Below are 16,803 nucleotides of genomic sequence, written 5' to 3' on the forward strand. Positions count from 1 at the left end.
TGATTCGTGAAGTCGCCTAGTTGCTGGGCGCTTGCGCCGGACGTGGCTTATTCGGTTATATGGTTATACATAAAACAAATTTTATGATTTCTTATTCTTAAATAAAAGGCAGACCATTTTCCCGGTCTGCTGCTTCTATTTATCCTGCATATAAGATGCTATAAAAACCTAGGCTCCCATAGTGGAAAATCTGTATAGCAACAAGTCTAAGTGCGAGATAACGCCCTATGTCGTAAAAGACCTTTGGTTCATATCATTGCACAATAACAATCAGTGCGGATGAATGGAAGCCCCCTTTAATTGAGATTCACATTATCCAATTATCGAAGTTATATAAATATTCCAATTTGCTTATTAGCAAAGCAAATAAATTTTAATTCGTAGATGTCTGATTTGTTCAAACTGACAAGAAGTGAGAATAAACTTAGAATGAGTAAAGCTTTATTTTAGGTTTGCTTCTCCTTTAAAAAAGTTTTTATGGTAGGCGGTTCATATACATGGAATTTTTCTATTAATGTTTCTGGCTCAGTAGCAGATAAAACGATATCAAAATGTTTTTGCTCCATAAATTGCTGTTCTGTCATATGTTGGAACAAGGAAAGTAGTGGATCATAATAGTGCTGGATATTTAATAACCCACAGGGCTTTCGGTGCAAACCTAATTGTGCCCAAGTAAACACTTCGAAGAATTCTTCCAGAGTACCAGGCCCTCCGGGTAAGGCAATAAAACCGTCCGCTAAATTTGCCATGGTCATTTTTCTTTCGTGCATGGAATCAACGATAATGAGTTCCGTTAATCCTTTATGGTAGACTTCTTTGTTTTTTAGAAATTCAGGAATAACCCCAATTACTTCTCCACCTTCATTAAGAACAGCATCCGCGACTGCTCCCATAACACCAACACTTGCGCCACCGTATACGAGGGTAATATTTTGCTTAGCTAATTCCTTCCCAAGCTTTGTTGCCTCTTCTACATAAGCCGGCGAAGCTCCAGGTCTCGAACCACAAAAGACAGCTAGTTTATTCATCCTTTTACCTCCTTGATAGTTTAAGTATATAGAAATTACTTTCGTTTGTTAACTTCCTTTTTGCTATGTAATAAAAAATTAAAATACAGGCTCTTTTAGATGACCTGCTTGTAAGAGGTTAGTCTTCAGTTAAATCAAGGTATGAAAGTATAGGAGGGAAGTGCGTTGAGAACTGAACCTATTATCTTGCATTTAAAGTATTACTTCTAAACGCAATATATGTTTAGATTTTTAGGAAATAGAAGTAAATTGATAATATGCTCACCTTTTTAAGGGTTAATTTACAGAAAATTATGTAATTAACTAAAAACATCTATCTATTACTGTTATCAGCCGATATAATGGGCAACAGCGCTTAATTAAAACAGAAAGGGATGTCCAAATGAAAAGACTAATGCGATTTAACCGAGTGAAACATAAATTACTCATAAGTTATATCATTATTATTTTTGTTCTTATTGTAGTTGGATCATATTCATTTTACAATGCTGTCAAAACAAAACAACAAGTGGAGCTCATGGTAAGTTCAGAATTAGAGGCCGTCCAACTAGCTGATCGTTTCCGTACTAACATATCTGAGCAGGCTGCGTTAGCGCGAGGGTATTTATTATATGAAAAAGAAAATCTTCGTCAACAGTATGAAGACACTAAAACAGAAGGAAATGAATTATTGGAAGCGTTACAGAAAATAGTAGCTTCTAAACAAGTTACCGAATTATCCAATACACAGCAAGACTGGCACCGTGCTGTAGATGATAGTTTTAATCTGTATGAAGCCGATGACAAGGAAGAAGCAATAAATGTGATGACTACAGAAGCAGAAACTTTAGGATCTGAAGAAATGGAACCGCTCGTTCAACAGGTTTTAGATGTTGAAACAAAGAAGCTGGAAAATGAAAAGAAAAAGATTGTTTCCGAGGCACAAGACGTACAAACATGGATTATCGTATCTACTGTGGGACTAATTTTGTTGGTAATTGTGATTGCCAGCGTGACGGCGAAGTCTGTTTCTAAGCCACTGGCGCGCTTGTTGGTACGGATGAAGGACATTGCTAAAGGAAAGGTGCATATGGAGCCATTATCTATTCATTCAAAGGATGAATTTGGACAGATGATGGAAACGACCAATAAAATAAGTGACAACCTTAACATCATTTTGCATAAGATCACTGTCGTATCAGAGGCGGTAAATAATTATGGGAAATCTTTTTCTCTATCTGCAAAAGAAGTGATGGAAGGAGCAGAACAAATAGCGACAACGATGCAAGAATTAGCTGGGGGATCAGAAACGCAAGCAAACCGAGCTAGTGATCTAGCAATAAATATGGAAGCTTTTACAAATAAAGTAAGTGAGACAAATGAGCAAGGAAAGCTAATTGGGCAGGCGTCACAGGAAATTTTAACGATGACTGAAGAAGGGGATCAGATGATGAAATCTTCTTCGGAACAAATGAGCCAAATTGATCACATCGTGAAAGAGGCGGTAGATAAAGTAAAGCAATTGGATGAACAATCGCAAGAAATTAATCATTTGGTTCAAGCGATTAAAGATATTGCGGAGCAAACTAATTTACTTTCTTTAAATGCTGCTATTGAAGCGGCAAGAGCTGGTGAGCATGGAAAAGGGTTTGCTGTTGTAGCGGATGAGGTAAGAAAACTTGCAGAACAAGTAAGCGATTCCGTATCAGATATCACGCAGATTGTTACACATATTAAACAAAACTCAGCCTCAGTAGCGGTAACATTGCAAAATAGTTATGAAGAAGTGGAAGCTGGTACATCACAAATTCTTGCTACACAGCAAACATTTAGTGGAATTACCATGTTTGTAAGTGAAATGGTGCAAATTATTAAAAATATGGCTACTCATTTAGAAGAAATGAAAGAAAATAGCAGTCAAATGAATGAAGCTATTCAGGACATCGCGTCTGTTACAGAGGAATCATCCGCTGGAATTGAACAGACAGCAGCCTCAGCACAGCAATCAAGCGGATCCATGGGAGAGGTTGTTGACCATTCCAAGGAGTTATTTAATCTAGGTAATGAATTAAATGAAATTGTGGAGCAATTTCAGTTGAAATAAAGAAACAAAAATGCATTTTACGGATGATTAAAAGACTATAAAGTATATGGGGATTGATTGGGTCATGTAAGTTAGCAAAAGTATTCTATTAGGAACATAGATAACTTTGAATGGAAGGTGCCGCAAAGTCTACAGATAATAGTTGAGAGAAGGAGAGGAGGTCTAAGTAAGGGAAAACGGAAATATAAATTTCCGTTTTGTTCAAGCAGGTGGTGATTGCGGAAGGGGTGACACGCAGAAAGATTGTTTTTTAAAAAAGGCATCCGAGACCGTACCTTTGATCGACTATATTAGTAAATCGTTTAAAAATCACTTATGTATTTTAGGGGTTATGCATATAGTTCATTCAAAATGGGAGGAACACTCCCATTTTGAATGAATCCCCGTTTTTGTATTTGCTATCTCCGGTTACTCTTCGGATTAAAGGCATCCCGTAACCCATCGCCAATAAAGTTAATGGATAATACGGTTATTAAAATGGCTAACCCTGGAGGTATCCAAGCCTCTGGATGGTCACGTAAAATTCGTATATTCTGTGCTTCAGAGATCATGTTCCCCCATGTTGGAGTAGGTTGGGGGATACCAAAACCAATAAAGCTGAGACCTGATTCAACAATAATGTATGTTGCCATCATTAACGTGGCGTTTACAATAATTGGACCAATCGCATTAGGAATAAAATGCTTAAATATGATTCGTACATCACTGGCCCCGATAGCGCGAGCACCGAGCACAAACTCCTGCTCACGTAGTGATAGGTATGTAGCACGTATTATTCGTGTGAGATTTGGCCAGGATGTTAAAGCGATAATGGTAACAAATAGACCGATGGTAACTTTATCAATAACTGCCATAATGGTTAACACAAGTACAAGGAATGGTAACATTAACATTATATCTGCACCGCGCATGATGATGCTGTCAACTTTCCCTCCATAATAACCAGCGATCGATCCAAGCAGCACTCCAATGACTAAGGTGAAAAACATGGCGCTGAATCCAACAATTAATGAAATTCTTCCACCGTATAGCAAACGGGCAAAATTGTCTTGTCCTTGTCCATTTGTACCTAATATATGTTCATCAGTAGGGCTTTTTTCAATGTTAAACACATCTGTCTCAATCGGATCTTGACTTGTCAATAAGGGAGCAGAAATACAAACAATAACAATAGCGAGTAAAACAAATACGCTTACGACAGCTAACTTGTTTTTCAAAAATCGTTGGTACGCCAACTGAAATGGTGTTTTATGCTGATACTGTTGGTCAATAGGTGCATTTTCAGGTCCTGTAGGTAACGAGCTTTCTAAATTTGTATGCATATTGATTCACCTCAATCGTATCGAATTCTTGGATCGACAATACTATATAAGATATCGGCAATTAAATTACCAATTAAAATAAGAATTCCTAGTATCAAGGCTATTGCCATAACTACAGGGAAGTCACGGTTCATAACAGAACTTAAAAATAATGTTCCTAAACCGGGATACTGAAACACTTGTTCGGTAATAACAGCACCACTTAATAACACACCAATTTCAAATCCCATTAATGTTATGATTGGAATGAGTGCATTTCGTAATGTATGTTTATAAAGTACATTACGTTCAGACATGCCTTTTGCCTTTGCTGTTCGTATATAATCGCTACCCAATACGTCTAACACTTCGGAACGCATATAACGCATATAGGTGGCTGTACCGGCTAAGCCAAGAGTAATACCTGGAAGCACCATATGATGGATACGATCGGTAAATGCATCAAATCCACTTACTCCAGGAGATGAAAGTGTTCCTTGTGAGGGAAACCAGCCTAAGTTAATTGAAAAGACATAAATCGCTATTAATCCAAAGAAAAAATTCGGTATAGCAAGTCCTAAAAAACCAAACCCAGTTGCTCCATAATCGAGCATGGAATACGGTTTTCTCGCAGAATATATGCCAATAGGGATAGCGACAATAATAGTAATGGCTAAGGAAAAAAGACCTAAATATAAGGTGTTAGCAAACCGGGCTTCAATCAATTCCATAACAGATCGACCATTAAAGATAAGAGAGTTACCAAAGTCTCCTTGTGCTGCTGAACTAATCCAATTCCAATACTGTACATAAATCGGATCATTTAAGCCTAATGCCTCCCGTTGCTGTTCATAAATCTCCGGATCAACGTTTGGATCAGCAAGTGATTTACCGGATAAAGCGTCTCCAGGTGCTAATTGGGCAAGCCCAAACACAATAATGGTGAGAGCAAAAAGCATTGGGATAAATACTAATATGCGGCGGATAATATATTTGTACATGAATTTTCCTCCCTTAATAAATTCGTGTTAGAAGGCTTTTAATTAATATAAAGTTAGGAAATAAAGGACATGCAAAGCATCGCACGTCCTTTTTTATAAATGAAATAGAGTTATTCGGAAACCCACCAGTTTTCTGGTTCATTATTATAGGAGTATGGCATTGGATTGATACCATTTAAGCGTTTGTTATGGGCATAAATTTTATTTTGTGCATAAAGCAAGAGTGCTGGTAGGTCTTCTGAAAAGACGGACTGCCACTCACTATATTTTTTAGCTCGATATTCTTGCTCAAATGCTTCCGGCGTTTTGACAGCTTCTTTTAATAATTTTTCAGATTCCTCATTATTCCAACGTGAATAGTTATAAGGAGCTGTTGCATTCCATAAGCCAACAGGGTCTGGGTCACCGCTTCCTAGACTCCAGCCAAGAAGGTAGAGATCCCAATCTGAATTATCTTTTTCCAATTCTTCTTGATATGCTGTCATTTCTTTTGGCTGACGTAAATCAATATTAATACCAACATCTTCCAAGAATTTTTCTAGAATTGGTGCTGAGTCTTCTCGAAGTTTGTTTCCAGTTGGATAGTTTAAATTGACAACCCACTCTTTTCCGTCAGGAGTTTCACGGAAACCATCGTCATTTGTATCTTTATAGCCTGCTTCATCTAATAATGCTTTTGCTTTTTCCGGATCAAATTCATATTTCGTTGCAGCGCCTTCGTCGTAAGCCCAGAATTGCTGGGCAATAGGCGCGTTAATTACGGAACCGTGACCATAAAGTAAATTATCAACGAGAGCTTCACGATCGATAGCATAGGCCATTGCCTGGCGAACCTTTTGCTCACTCATGTCCTCATTTGGAACCCAGTTATCTGGCTCAATTTTACCAGCTTCCACATCTGCATCTTTACGATGATTGATTTTAAAGCCCATTAGTTGATAACCAAAGTCCGGTTGTTCAATAATTTCCACATGCCCAATACCGGAAGCGGTTTCGTAGTCGGGTGCAGGAACACCGCTAGGATCAGCAATAAAGTCAATTTCTTCGCTTTCTAATAATCCTAACATGACGGATTGGTCAACGACACGCCAGACGATCTTATCCAGGTAAGGCTCTTGTTTCCAATAATCTGCGTGTTTCTCTAATACATATTGCTCCCGCTCAAGCATCTCTGTAAATTTGAAAGGCCCCGTTCCAATTACTTCTCCTGGATTAAGAGTTGCAGGATGTTCTGGCATTTCATCGATAGGCACTTCCCCGAAGATATGCTCCGGAATAATTGAGAAGCCAACATCCTTTAAAATCGTTACATTTGGCTCGGTAAATTTAAAGGTTACCGTATAATCATCTTCAGCTACAACACCTTCAAATTCATCTGTCTCTCCTTTACTGAACTCCTCATATCCTAATAATCTTTCAGCATATTCGGAACTACGAATTCCTCCTGCTTCAATGTATCCAGGGGTGGACATTGCTTTATAGGTGAAGACAACATCATCAGCAGTAAATTCTTCGCCATCGTGCCACTTTACACCTTCTTCAAGCTTTAAAGTGATTTCGGTCTGATCCTCATTGATTTCCCACTCTTTTGCAAGATGCGGTTCGAATTCTAACTCTTTGTTTTGGCTTACTAAAGACTCATGTGTAAAATCAAGAATATTGGCCTCATATGATTCTTCGTAAAAGATAGGATTAAATACACCAGCTGGTGCAGTATCCATGGCGCCAGTTATCGTTCCGCCTTTTTGTGGTTCACCACTTGCACCATCATCCCCACCCTCAGCTTGGGTTTTGTTTTCTTTTTCCTTGGATGAATCATCCTCATTACAGGCCGCTAATACAAATCCAACTGATAACATAAGTACAAAAAACAGCAACCATTTCTTTTTCAACACGTATTCATTCCCCCTTATTAGTTGAATAGGATTACAGGTGTACATCAGTTTGTTTCAGGATGTAATCACCTCCTTAAATAGATGTTTAAAAAGCAGATAAAAGGACAAAATATTCAGAAACAAGAAACCGCTATCATTTGGTTAAGAATACAATATTCATATTGAATCATCTGTAATTAATGCATTTTAATCAAATAGATGGCAAGCAACATAATGTCCATTTTCCACCTCATTTAATTCCGGTCGTTCTGTTCCGCAACGATCATGTACCATAGGACAGCGTGTACGAAATGCGCATCCAGAAGGCGGGTTTGCTGGACTCGGTAAATCACCACTAAGCTTAATTTTTTCTCTTTTTTCTCTTACATTTGTTGACGGGACGGATGAAAGCAATGCTTTCGTATACGGGTGAAGTGGGTTACTGTACAGAAGTTTCTTTGGTGCAAGTTCAGCGATACGCCCTAAATACATAACAGCTACACGATCACTGATATGCTTGACGACACTTAGGTCATGTGCAATAAACAGATAGGTTAGGTTAAATTCTTCTTGTAAATCTGCCATCAAATTTAAAACTTGTGCTTGGATGGAAACATCTAACGCAGAGACCGGCTCATCACATATAATGAACTTTGGGTTCAGTGCCAGAGCACGAGCAATACTAATTCGCTGACGCTGACCGCCAGAAAATTCGTGTGGGTACTTTGCACGGTCATTAGCACGTAGTCCAACTTTTTCTAATAATTCGATGCTTTTTTGTTTACGTTCTGATTTTGTAGCTGAAGTTTGTACGAGTAAAGGTTCTTCAATTAATTCACCAACACTCATTTTAGAATTCAGAGAGGCAAACGGATCCTGAAAAACGATTTGCATATCCTTTCGATATTTACGTAACTTTCGATTGTTTAAGTGAGAAATATCTGTTCCTTCAAATAAAACTTCTCCTTCTGTAGGTTCTAAAAGGCGAAGTAGCACCCGACCGAGTGTTGACTTTCCAGATCCTGATTCTCCAACTAGACCAAGTGTTTCTCCTTTTATAATAGATAAAGAAATATCATCTACCGCTTTTATATGGCCAACCGTATGCTTGAATATACCTCCTTTAATAGGAAAGTATTTTTTTATTTGGTTTGCTTGCATGATAATTTCATTGCTTTGCTTCTTTTCAAATTTTTGTTTTGCTAGTTGTTCTTGTTCGATTGCCATTAGAGCGGCCTCCTTGTTCATAAAGATAACAGCGTACTTTGTGATTCGGAGCTATGGACAGCAATTCTGGATTCGATTCTCTGCACTGGTCCATGGCGTGGGGGCAACGGTCGGCAAAACGACATCCTTTAGGAAAACTATGGGCTGGAGGTACAGAGCCCTTTATGGCTCCTAAACGCTCGACGTCTTTGTCAAGACTTGGCAAACTGTTTAGCAGGCCAATCGTGTAGGGGTGCTTCGTGTCTTCAAATATGGACTCGACTTCTGTTTCTTCAACAATTTGACCACCGTACATCACTAGGACACGATCAGCGTATTCTGCTACTACTCCAAGGTCGTGAGTAATTAAAAGAATAGACATATTTAAACGCTCTTTCATTTCCATAAGCAGATCTAAGACTTGTGCTTGAATGGTTACATCTAAGGCAGTTGAGGGCTCATCAGCTATAAGCAGCTTTGGATCACATGATATAGCCATAGCAATCATCGCTCGCTGTCTCATGCCTCCGGATAATTGGTGTGGGTACTCATCCATGACTTCTTTGGCTCGAGGAAATCCGACTAACTTTAATAATTCAATGGCTCTTTCACGTGCAGCCGGCTTAGATAGATTTTTATGTTTTTTGATTGTTTCGATAATTTGATTTCCAATGGTGTAAACTGGGTTCAAGGCTGTCATTGGCTCCTGAAAAATCATTGCTATTTCATTTCCGCGTATTTTAGTCATCTGTTTACTGGATTTTTTTAATAAATCATCATCTTCAAGCGAAATCGTTCCTTCTATAATTTTTCCAGGTCTATTAACAAGCTGCATAATGGACAGCGAAGTGATACTTTTCCCGCTGCCTGACTCTCCAACAATTGCTAACGTTTCTCCTTCATTTATTGTAAAATCCACACCGTCTACAGCCCGAGCTACAAGGTTATCTTCTAAGTAAAAATAGGTCTTTAATCCTGTTACCTCTAATAATGGATTCCCAGTCATTCGCTTCACCTCTATGTATAATAGGTCTGTATATTATATTGTCGACTAGATAAATTATATAATAAATAAGAATTTTTTCAATACTTATTTAAAAGAAAAATAAAAAAATTGTTTCAACAAAATTTTTTATTTAGCGTTAAGCGGTGAAATTGGTACTATTACCTTACTACCAGCATCCGATTTTTATTTTTTAAAAGATAGAAAGTATAAATGAGGTGATTGAGGATAACGAAATAACCGACTAGTCATGTCCGACTGATGTGCCCACAACGATGTGACTTTAGAAATCGCCCTACGATAAGGCCTCATCGGTTCGTCACTAAGAGGAAGGCCGACTAAAAACGGGCTTGTCACCCAGACGTCGGCATAGCCTTGTTTTAGTGGCGTGATTCCTTTATCCCATAAAAAGGCGTTGTAGACTCCTCCCGTGGTCTAACAATGGAAGATGAGAGCTGAACAAATCGAAGCGGGAGGCAACAGCACCTAAATCCCCGATTCGTTCAAGGACATTTAGGTCATACCCTTGTGGTACTAACCAACAGCGGGGATGAAGAAAACCCCGCTGATGGAAGGTTCACTTTATCTTTCGTTGATTCGTTCCATTCACTTACGTTACTAAACGGGGAACCCTGCGCCTTTGTTACTACCTGAAGAAGAGCATATTATTTTGATGAGGGTTTTCATTTATTAGTATATATATTAAGTAAAATCCAACGAATAAATCCGCCTATACTAAGCCCAATTGGTAAAAAAATCATTGGCAACCATATCGGGCCAATGAAGCAGCCAAATAGTTTTAGTTTTGAAGAGAAAACGAGACCGACGGTAACAAAATAGGCAGAAAACACTAGGGGAAGGTATGAAAAGGCCTTCTCTCCACCACCAGCATCTTTGTACGCATCCCAAATAGCAAAAAAGTATAAGCATGGGTAAAACATTAACCAAGAATAGTTGGTCGCTTCAATGGCTTCTTCAATTTTAAGCTGAAAACTATAGATGATGATTTGATTAAAATTTCCCATGACATTAATGATAAATTCTAATCCAACCAACAAAAGCCCTTTTATATATTTTCGATTCAGTAATTGACCAAAGCCCGGTAACGCAATGCTCCACAGTAAAGCTTCTAATTTTCTGCTCTTTTTACTAATATTTGTTTCCATAGAGTCAATCCTATTTCGCCAAATCATTTCGATTAGCAGCCATTGGAGGTTGTTCCAGCCACTCATGGCGGATAAGCAGTTTCATACCTTCGTTAGCATATTTACCCACCTCGGTCATTAAACGAGCATACTGGACTCCGAGATCATGTCTTGGACTAATAGACATAGAAACACCGTATTGTCCGATACTGGAAGCAATAAGATTAGCAACAAAGGTTACCATTAACCGATCAGAAAAAGGAGCAATTGTAGATTCTGTCACTTCAGATGTCATTAGAAGAGCCCCATCTGCTAAGTGGTCTTCATGCAATATTGAAGTAAATATTTCGAGATGCTTTCCAGATATGTCTCTTCCTCTTTCAAAGAATTTCCTAACTTCTTTTGAATGAGCAACCTGACTAAAACCTGTAATAACGGCATGTCCAAGAGCATTTCTTTTAGAATGGAACACTAAATTAGTAATTTCTATACCAAGTAAAGGCCTACGCTCCCCGAACCATCCTGTAAGATAATTTTTGTCTTGAACAAAAGATACTTTTTTTTGCTTTGGTATACGTGGAGAGCGAATATAAACCCCCTTCTCTTTTTCTAATTCTTTCGCTTTTATATTTAGTTCAACGGCAGCTTTTAAATTTGTAGCATAATAATCACTGATATCTTTATGATCAGCTACAGAAAACGCTAGACTGTAAGTACTCATCATAAAAAATGTCATATTATAAATATATTCCAAATATAGAATATCTGAAAATAAACGAGGAGCGTTTAAATGGATATCTTTTTCTGTGAACCCAAGGGGTATTTGGACATTTTCAGCTGCAAAAATGGCTTCCATATGAGCGAGGTTTTTCTCTATTAGCTTTAAAGTATCTTTTAATAATTGGCGAATACTTCTATCCTCTGCATGTTTTAAAAAATGAACAATTCCCAGTTTTGCAATGGTTTCACTTTGGTATGTGTCCCATAATGGTGAAATGTCTGAAGCAGTTAACGCAACAGAATTTGAAGGTTTCATAAGTTGTACTCCTTTCCAAGATATCACTGGTTTTTCGTAATTATAGTTTAAGCAACAGAAAGAATCTTATACCAAAAGATATGACAAGGATTGTATAAAAGAAAGCGATCTCGGGCAAAAGAAGAAAGAACATTTATTTTCGCCCGAAAAAGATAGTTGAATTAGCATGGTAAAGAAGCAAGCATTGGGATGTTATGCGAAAAACTAATAAAAACCGACTGCATCAAGTGGACCTTCAATAAAAGGAGATTTTCTTTATCGTTTGTTAACAACGCAAGGGCCTAACCAAAAGCCTCTGAACGAAATAACAGGATTGGACATTTGACTTACAGTTGAACCTTCCATGCCATACGTGGCCATACGTGAACAATTTTTAGCGTAGAAGTGAAGGGCTTATTATTAATTACATGCGGGATAAACTTTGCTTTAGTAGGATGTGATTTGCTTGGCTCGGCGAGTAATAAAAGAAAAAAAACAAAAGAACAGAACGAGTGAAAATTTTAATACAAATTTAACGAAAACATTAAAGGAGAATATCGATAATATTAAAAAGATGCTAGATTCGCCAATGGATCTAGTTATTAGAGACCTTCGTTTAGCGAATCACAAATGTGCCATTATCTACTTAGATGGGTTATCAAATAGTATCCAAATTGAACAGAGTGTGTTGAAAAATTTGGGAGAAATTGAACGGAAGCAGGAATTACCAACTAATCACGATAATCTAATAGCTCTTATTCATGAAGAGCTAATCAGTATTTCTGGGGTTGAAAATGTAGCGACAATGGACGAGCTAATGCTTGAATTACTGTCTGGGAGTTCTGTGTTTTTACTTGATGGAGTCAATCGTGTTCTACTTTTAGATACAAAGAAGTGGGAAAGTCGCGCAATACAGGAGCCAATATCTGAATCATTAATTCGTGGACCACGGGATGGATTTGTGGAGGATTTAAATACAAATATAATGTTAATTAGGCGGCACATCCGTGATCCTAACTTACATTTTAAAGTACATGATGTTGGGAGAAGATCAAAGAAAAAAATTGTTGTAGCATATATTGCTGGAATTATTCACCCACAAATATTAGACGAAGTTAACCGAAGGCTGGCGTCCATTGATACAGACGCCGCATTAGAATCAGGTTATATTGAACAATGGATAGAAGATAGCTTTTTGTCGCCAATTCCACAAATGGATAATAGTGAACGACCTGATAAAGCAGCCGCTTCTCTAACAAAAGGAAAATTTGTCATTATTTTGGATGGAAGCCCGTTTGTCCTAATTGCTCCGTCCACTATCGGAGGGGCTTTTCAATCACCAGAGGATTATTATGAACGGTGGTTAATTGGTACGTTAATTAGAGCGCTTCGTTATCTTGCTGCGTTTATTACAATGTTTTTACCCGCTTTATACATTGCTTTAGTTTCTTATCACCAAGGTATGATCCCTTCTCAATTGGCTTTTTCAATAGCGGCTACGAGACAGGGAGTTCCGTTTCCAGCTTTTGTCGAAGCTGTACTAATGGCGATTACGATGGAATTATTACGAGAGGCAGGGGCCAGATTGCCAAAGTCCATTGGTCAGACAATCGGAATAGTGGGTGGTTTGGTAATTGGTGAAGCTGCAGTGTCAGCAGGGGCAGTTAGTCCGATCATGGTTATCGTTGTGGCATTAACTGCGGTAGCTTCATTTACGATTCCAATGTATAGTGTAGCCATTTCCTTTCGACTCATTCGGTTTGGATTTATGGTAGCGGCTGCATTTTTAGGGTTATATGGGATTATTCTTGGTTATATTATGGTTAATATCCATATCGTTAACCTAAAAAGCTTTGGTATCCCTTATTCAGCACCATATGCACCAACCTTCATAAAAGATTGGAAGGACCTGGTATTACGTATGCCAATACCAATGTTGTCAAGCAGACCTGAGTATTTGCAACCAAGTGATAAAGTTTCAGGTTCGATGAGAGGAGATAAGAATGCGGGAGTTTGAGTATGCTGATGCAAAGATTAGTGATAAGGAATTAATGATTGCAATTCCTTCCATTACGGTTGGGGTAGGAATTTTAAACTTACCAAAGAAAATTGCCGAAACTACAGTTGGTTCAGATGGATGGGTCGGTATTCTTATTGCAGGTATCATTTTTACTGGTTTAGCTTGGGCTATTACAAAGCTCTGTTCGATGTATCCGCAGCAACTATTTGTCGAATTTGCTGGATCGTTAGTTACGAAGCCAGTTGCTATTATCATTACAATTCTACTTTCTTTAAAGGGCATCTTAATTTCCGGGTTTGTTATTCGGACTATATCTGAAATTGCGAAAGAGTATTTACTCGATCGTACACCAATAGAAGTTATTGCATTAATCTTTATACTTGTGGTTATTTACGCGATTTCTGGATCAAGAGTAGGCTTGTTTCGTTTAAATATGATGTTTTTTCCAATTATTGTATTTATTGTATTTCTCGTTGGTATATTTTCCTTCAATTGGTTTGATCCAGCCAATTATTTGCCACTTTTTAAGACGGATCTAAATGGATATTACTTAGCGACAAAAAACAGTTTATTTTCATTTACAGGATTGTTCATCTTATTCTTTTATACAGCTTTAGTAAGAAAACCAAATAAAGCGCCTCAATCGGCTTCGATTGGAATGTCCATGGTGCCTGTATTTTATATTATCATTTATTTAATGTGTATCGGTGTATTCGGTTTTGCTGGGACGAGCAATTTAAACTATCCAATTATTGAGTTAGCCAAAGAAATTGAAATACCAGGAGGTTTTTTTGAACGATTTGACTCGATTTTTTTTGTTATTTGGATCATGGCTATTTTTAATACTGTAACAATGGCTTTCGACGCTTCTATTTATGCATTGGAAAGTGTCTTTAAGGTGAAGAAAAAATTGCTTATTTACATTCTTGCTCCAATTATATTCCTTACCGGTATGTTGCCCCCAGATGTTTTGTCGCTACAAAAGTTTGGGGATTTTGTTAGTATCTATGGTATTTTTATAACAGGAAGCGTGACAATTGTTCTTTTGCTAATCAGTTACTTTAAAAAACGACATAAAGCCAAGCAACGGTAATCGTGCAATTACAATTATAGCGAACAACATGCAGCTGTACTGTTCTTCATTTGATTTCCGATGCTAAAATAGTGGATTTTTAAATGCGAGCAAAACACTGATGACAGGAGTGCTCAATATGAATGGCTGGTCTTCTTTTCTACCTAGTATAGAAACTTTTATATACACGTCTCTTGCGTTCATTATTCCATTGGTCATTTTTAAAATAAATCAAAAATTTCATAAATATGGTGACCCGCCATGGAAAAAAGAGGAGAAAGGTGAAAATGAACAAAATGGAAAATAGCTGCTTGGGAATTTATGTTTTGTAGTGTTACACTGATAGAAAACGAATAATGAGGTGTAGCAGTGAAAATTAATGAATATGTAAACTATGATGCCACCGCTTTAGCTGAACTAGTAAGAAAAGGGGAAACAACACCAAAGGAACTCCTGAAAGCTTCGTTAGTACAGCTTGAATCTATTAATCCCAGCCTAAATGCAGTCGTTTCAGAGCGCATGGATAAGGCTCTCAGAGAATTAGACAAGTATATATATAGAGACCGACCATTTAATGGTGTACCTGTTTTGTTGAAAAATACAGGGCAACAATTAATGGGGGAGCAAACAACTTCAGGCTCCAAGTTATGGAAGGAACATGCTTCCATAGCAAAGCAAGATTCTCACTTTGTACGTGCTTTTCGCGATGCTGGCTTTCAATTTATTGGTCATACGAATACACCGGAATTTGGATTAAAAAACATTACAGAACCAGAAATAGACGGGGCAACACGAAACCCTTGGAATCTGGAGTATTCACCAGGTGGATCGAGCGGTGGGTCAGCAGCTGCTATTGCTGCTGGAATTGTACCACTGGCAGGCGCCAGTGATGGCGGTGGCTCCATTCGCATCCCTGCTTCATTTACAGGGTTATTCGGTCTAAAGCCGACAAGAGGGAGAACTCCAGTGGGACCAGGAGTTGGGCGGCAATGGCATGGAGCAGCAATTGACTTTGTGCTATCTAAAACTGTACGTGATAGTGCAGCAATGCTAGACGTCTTACAGACAACTCAACCGGAAGCTGCATTTCAAGCCCCGCTCTATTTGGAAAGCTATCTAGAAACGATGTACCAAACACCGCATGAGCAACTACGTATTGCATATTCTGTCACCTCACCTGTTGGTACGCCTGTGTCCAATGATGCGAAGGAAGCAGTCTTGAAGACAGTGCGATGGTTGGAACGCCAAGGATGTTTTGTAGAAGAACGGGATCCTGATATTGATGGGAAAGAACTCATGCGAAATTATTACTTCATGAATAGTGGTGAAATTGCTACGTTAATGATGCAGATGGAAAAAATAATCGGAAGAAAGGTTACCAGCGAAGATGTAGAAATTGAAACATGGTTGTTGCATTGTGCTGGTAAATCTGTATCAGCGGCTGAATTTTCTCACAGTCTAGCTTCTTGGGATGAAGCTGCTGAGAAAATGGCTCATTTTCATAAAGTATATGATTTCTATGTTACGCCTGCTACTGCTTATGTAGCGCCAAAAGTTGGAGAATTAACTTGGAACGAAACAGAGAAGAATCGACTAATAGAACAGATGGAAGCAGCTAATGCAAAAGAACAACAAGAGGTCATTTATGATATGTTTCTTCCAAGTTTAACTTATACCCCATTTACGCAACTAGCTAATTTAACAGGTCAGCCGGCAATGTCTTTACCGCTTCACCTTACTCATGAACAATTGCCTTTAGGAGTGCAAGTCATGGCTAATAAGGGAGAAGAGCATCGTTTGTTACAAATAGCTTATCAATTAGAACAATCCGATTTATGGCAAGGAATGCAGGGAAATCCATATTTAGAAGCTCGTTAAATCTATCATTGTGGCTTAGTGTTAATATTGTGTGAAAGTATAGAAGTAATCGTTTCACCTATAGTGGTTGATTTTTTAAGGGCAACTGATTTTTTTTAACAGATAAGAAACCACCATGGCTCGCCTAGAGCGCGAGCCACCATCTATTATGAAAATAAATTTTAAATCTAAAAAGAG

At 38.1% G+C, this 16,803-nt stretch carries 13 protein-coding genes; 5 read left to right on the top strand and 8 right to left on the bottom strand.

Translation table 11 applies throughout. The annotated features are described in order from the left end of the window. Positions 1–446 precede the first annotated feature (446 nt). Positions 447–1,028, bottom strand: a complete 582-nt coding sequence (locus tag D1839_RS12660) for a TIGR00730 family Rossman fold protein (RefSeq protein WP_120380327.1) — start codon at positions 1,026–1,028, stop codon at positions 447–449. Positions 1,029–1,410: 382 nt separating this feature from the next. On the opposite strand from D1839_RS12660, the gene D1839_RS12665 reads away from it, so the two are divergent. Next, positions 1,411–3,111 (top strand): methyl-accepting chemotaxis protein, encoded by a 1,701-nt coding sequence (locus D1839_RS12665; protein WP_120380328.1) that lies wholly within the window; start codon positions 1,411–1,413, stop codon positions 3,109–3,111. Positions 3,112–3,509: 398 nt separating this feature from the next. Here D1839_RS12665 and opp4C read toward each other — a convergent pair whose 3' ends face one another. The 7 genes from opp4C to D1839_RS12700 all read right to left on the bottom strand — a co-directional run bounded on the left by opp4C (position 3,510) and on the right by D1839_RS12700 (position 11,677). Further along, positions 3,510–4,433: an oligopeptide ABC transporter permease gene (opp4C, locus tag D1839_RS12670; protein ID WP_120380329.1), complete on the bottom strand. Its 924-nt coding sequence runs from the start codon at positions 4,431–4,433 to the stop codon at positions 3,510–3,512. Between the two features lie 11 nt (positions 4,434–4,444). Then, positions 4,445–5,413, bottom strand: coding sequence for an ABC transporter permease (locus tag D1839_RS12675; protein WP_120380330.1), 969 nt, complete (start codon positions 5,411–5,413; stop codon positions 4,445–4,447). 110 nt (positions 5,414–5,523) lie between these two features. Further along, positions 5,524–7,308 carry a peptide-binding protein gene (locus tag D1839_RS12680; RefSeq protein ID WP_199690115.1) on the bottom strand — a complete coding sequence of 595 codons (1,785 nt, stop codon included), beginning with the start codon at positions 7,306–7,308 and terminating at the stop codon, positions 5,524–5,526. Positions 7,309–7,494: 186 nt separating this feature from the next. Continuing rightward, on the bottom strand, positions 7,495–8,514 hold the full coding sequence (locus D1839_RS12685) for an ABC transporter ATP-binding protein (RefSeq protein WP_120380331.1): 1,020 nt from the start codon (positions 8,512–8,514) through the stop codon (positions 7,495–7,497). Beyond that, positions 8,474–9,499: an ABC transporter ATP-binding protein gene (locus D1839_RS12690; RefSeq protein ID WP_120380332.1), complete on the bottom strand. Its 1,026-nt coding sequence runs from the start codon at positions 9,497–9,499 to the stop codon at positions 8,474–8,476. Before D1839_RS12690 ends, D1839_RS12685 begins: the two co-directional genes overlap by 41 nt. Before the next feature lie 680 nt (positions 9,500–10,179). Continuing rightward, positions 10,180–10,662, bottom strand: coding sequence for a hypothetical protein (locus tag D1839_RS12695; RefSeq protein WP_120380333.1), 483 nt, complete (start codon positions 10,660–10,662; stop codon positions 10,180–10,182). Between the two features lie 10 nt (positions 10,663–10,672). Beyond that, entirely contained in the window at positions 10,673–11,677 is a 1,005-nt protein-coding gene (locus tag D1839_RS12700; RefSeq protein ID WP_120380334.1) for a DUF3231 family protein, read from the bottom strand. A 445-nt stretch (positions 11,678–12,122) separates the two neighbouring features. Here D1839_RS12700 and D1839_RS12705 point away from each other — a divergent pair, with 445 nt between their 5' ends. The 4 genes from D1839_RS12705 (at position 12,123) to D1839_RS12720 (ending at position 16,626) form a co-directional block, all read left to right on the top strand. Continuing rightward, positions 12,123–13,673 carry a spore germination protein gene (locus tag D1839_RS12705; RefSeq protein ID WP_286164802.1) on the top strand — a complete coding sequence of 517 codons (1,551 nt, stop codon included), beginning with the start codon at positions 12,123–12,125 and terminating at the stop codon, positions 13,671–13,673. Further along, on the top strand, positions 13,660–14,769 hold the full coding sequence (locus D1839_RS12710; protein WP_120380335.1) for a GerAB/ArcD/ProY family transporter: 1,110 nt from the start codon (positions 13,660–13,662) through the stop codon (positions 14,767–14,769). Before D1839_RS12705 ends, D1839_RS12710 begins: the two co-directional genes overlap by 14 nt. A gap of 118 nt (positions 14,770–14,887) precedes the next feature. After that, on the top strand, positions 14,888–15,055 hold the full coding sequence (locus D1839_RS12715) for a hypothetical protein (protein ID WP_166554457.1): 168 nt from the start codon (positions 14,888–14,890) through the stop codon (positions 15,053–15,055). A 62-nt stretch (positions 15,056–15,117) separates the two neighbouring features. After that, positions 15,118–16,626, top strand: a complete 1,509-nt coding sequence (locus tag D1839_RS12720) for an amidase (protein WP_120380336.1) — start codon at positions 15,118–15,120, stop codon at positions 16,624–16,626. Positions 16,627–16,803 lie beyond the last annotated feature (177 nt).

It is taken from the genome of Roseburia sp. 1XD42-34 (assembly GCF_009917385.1).
Taxonomy (GTDB): Bacteria; Bacillota; Bacilli; order Bacillales; family Amphibacillaceae; genus Virgibacillus.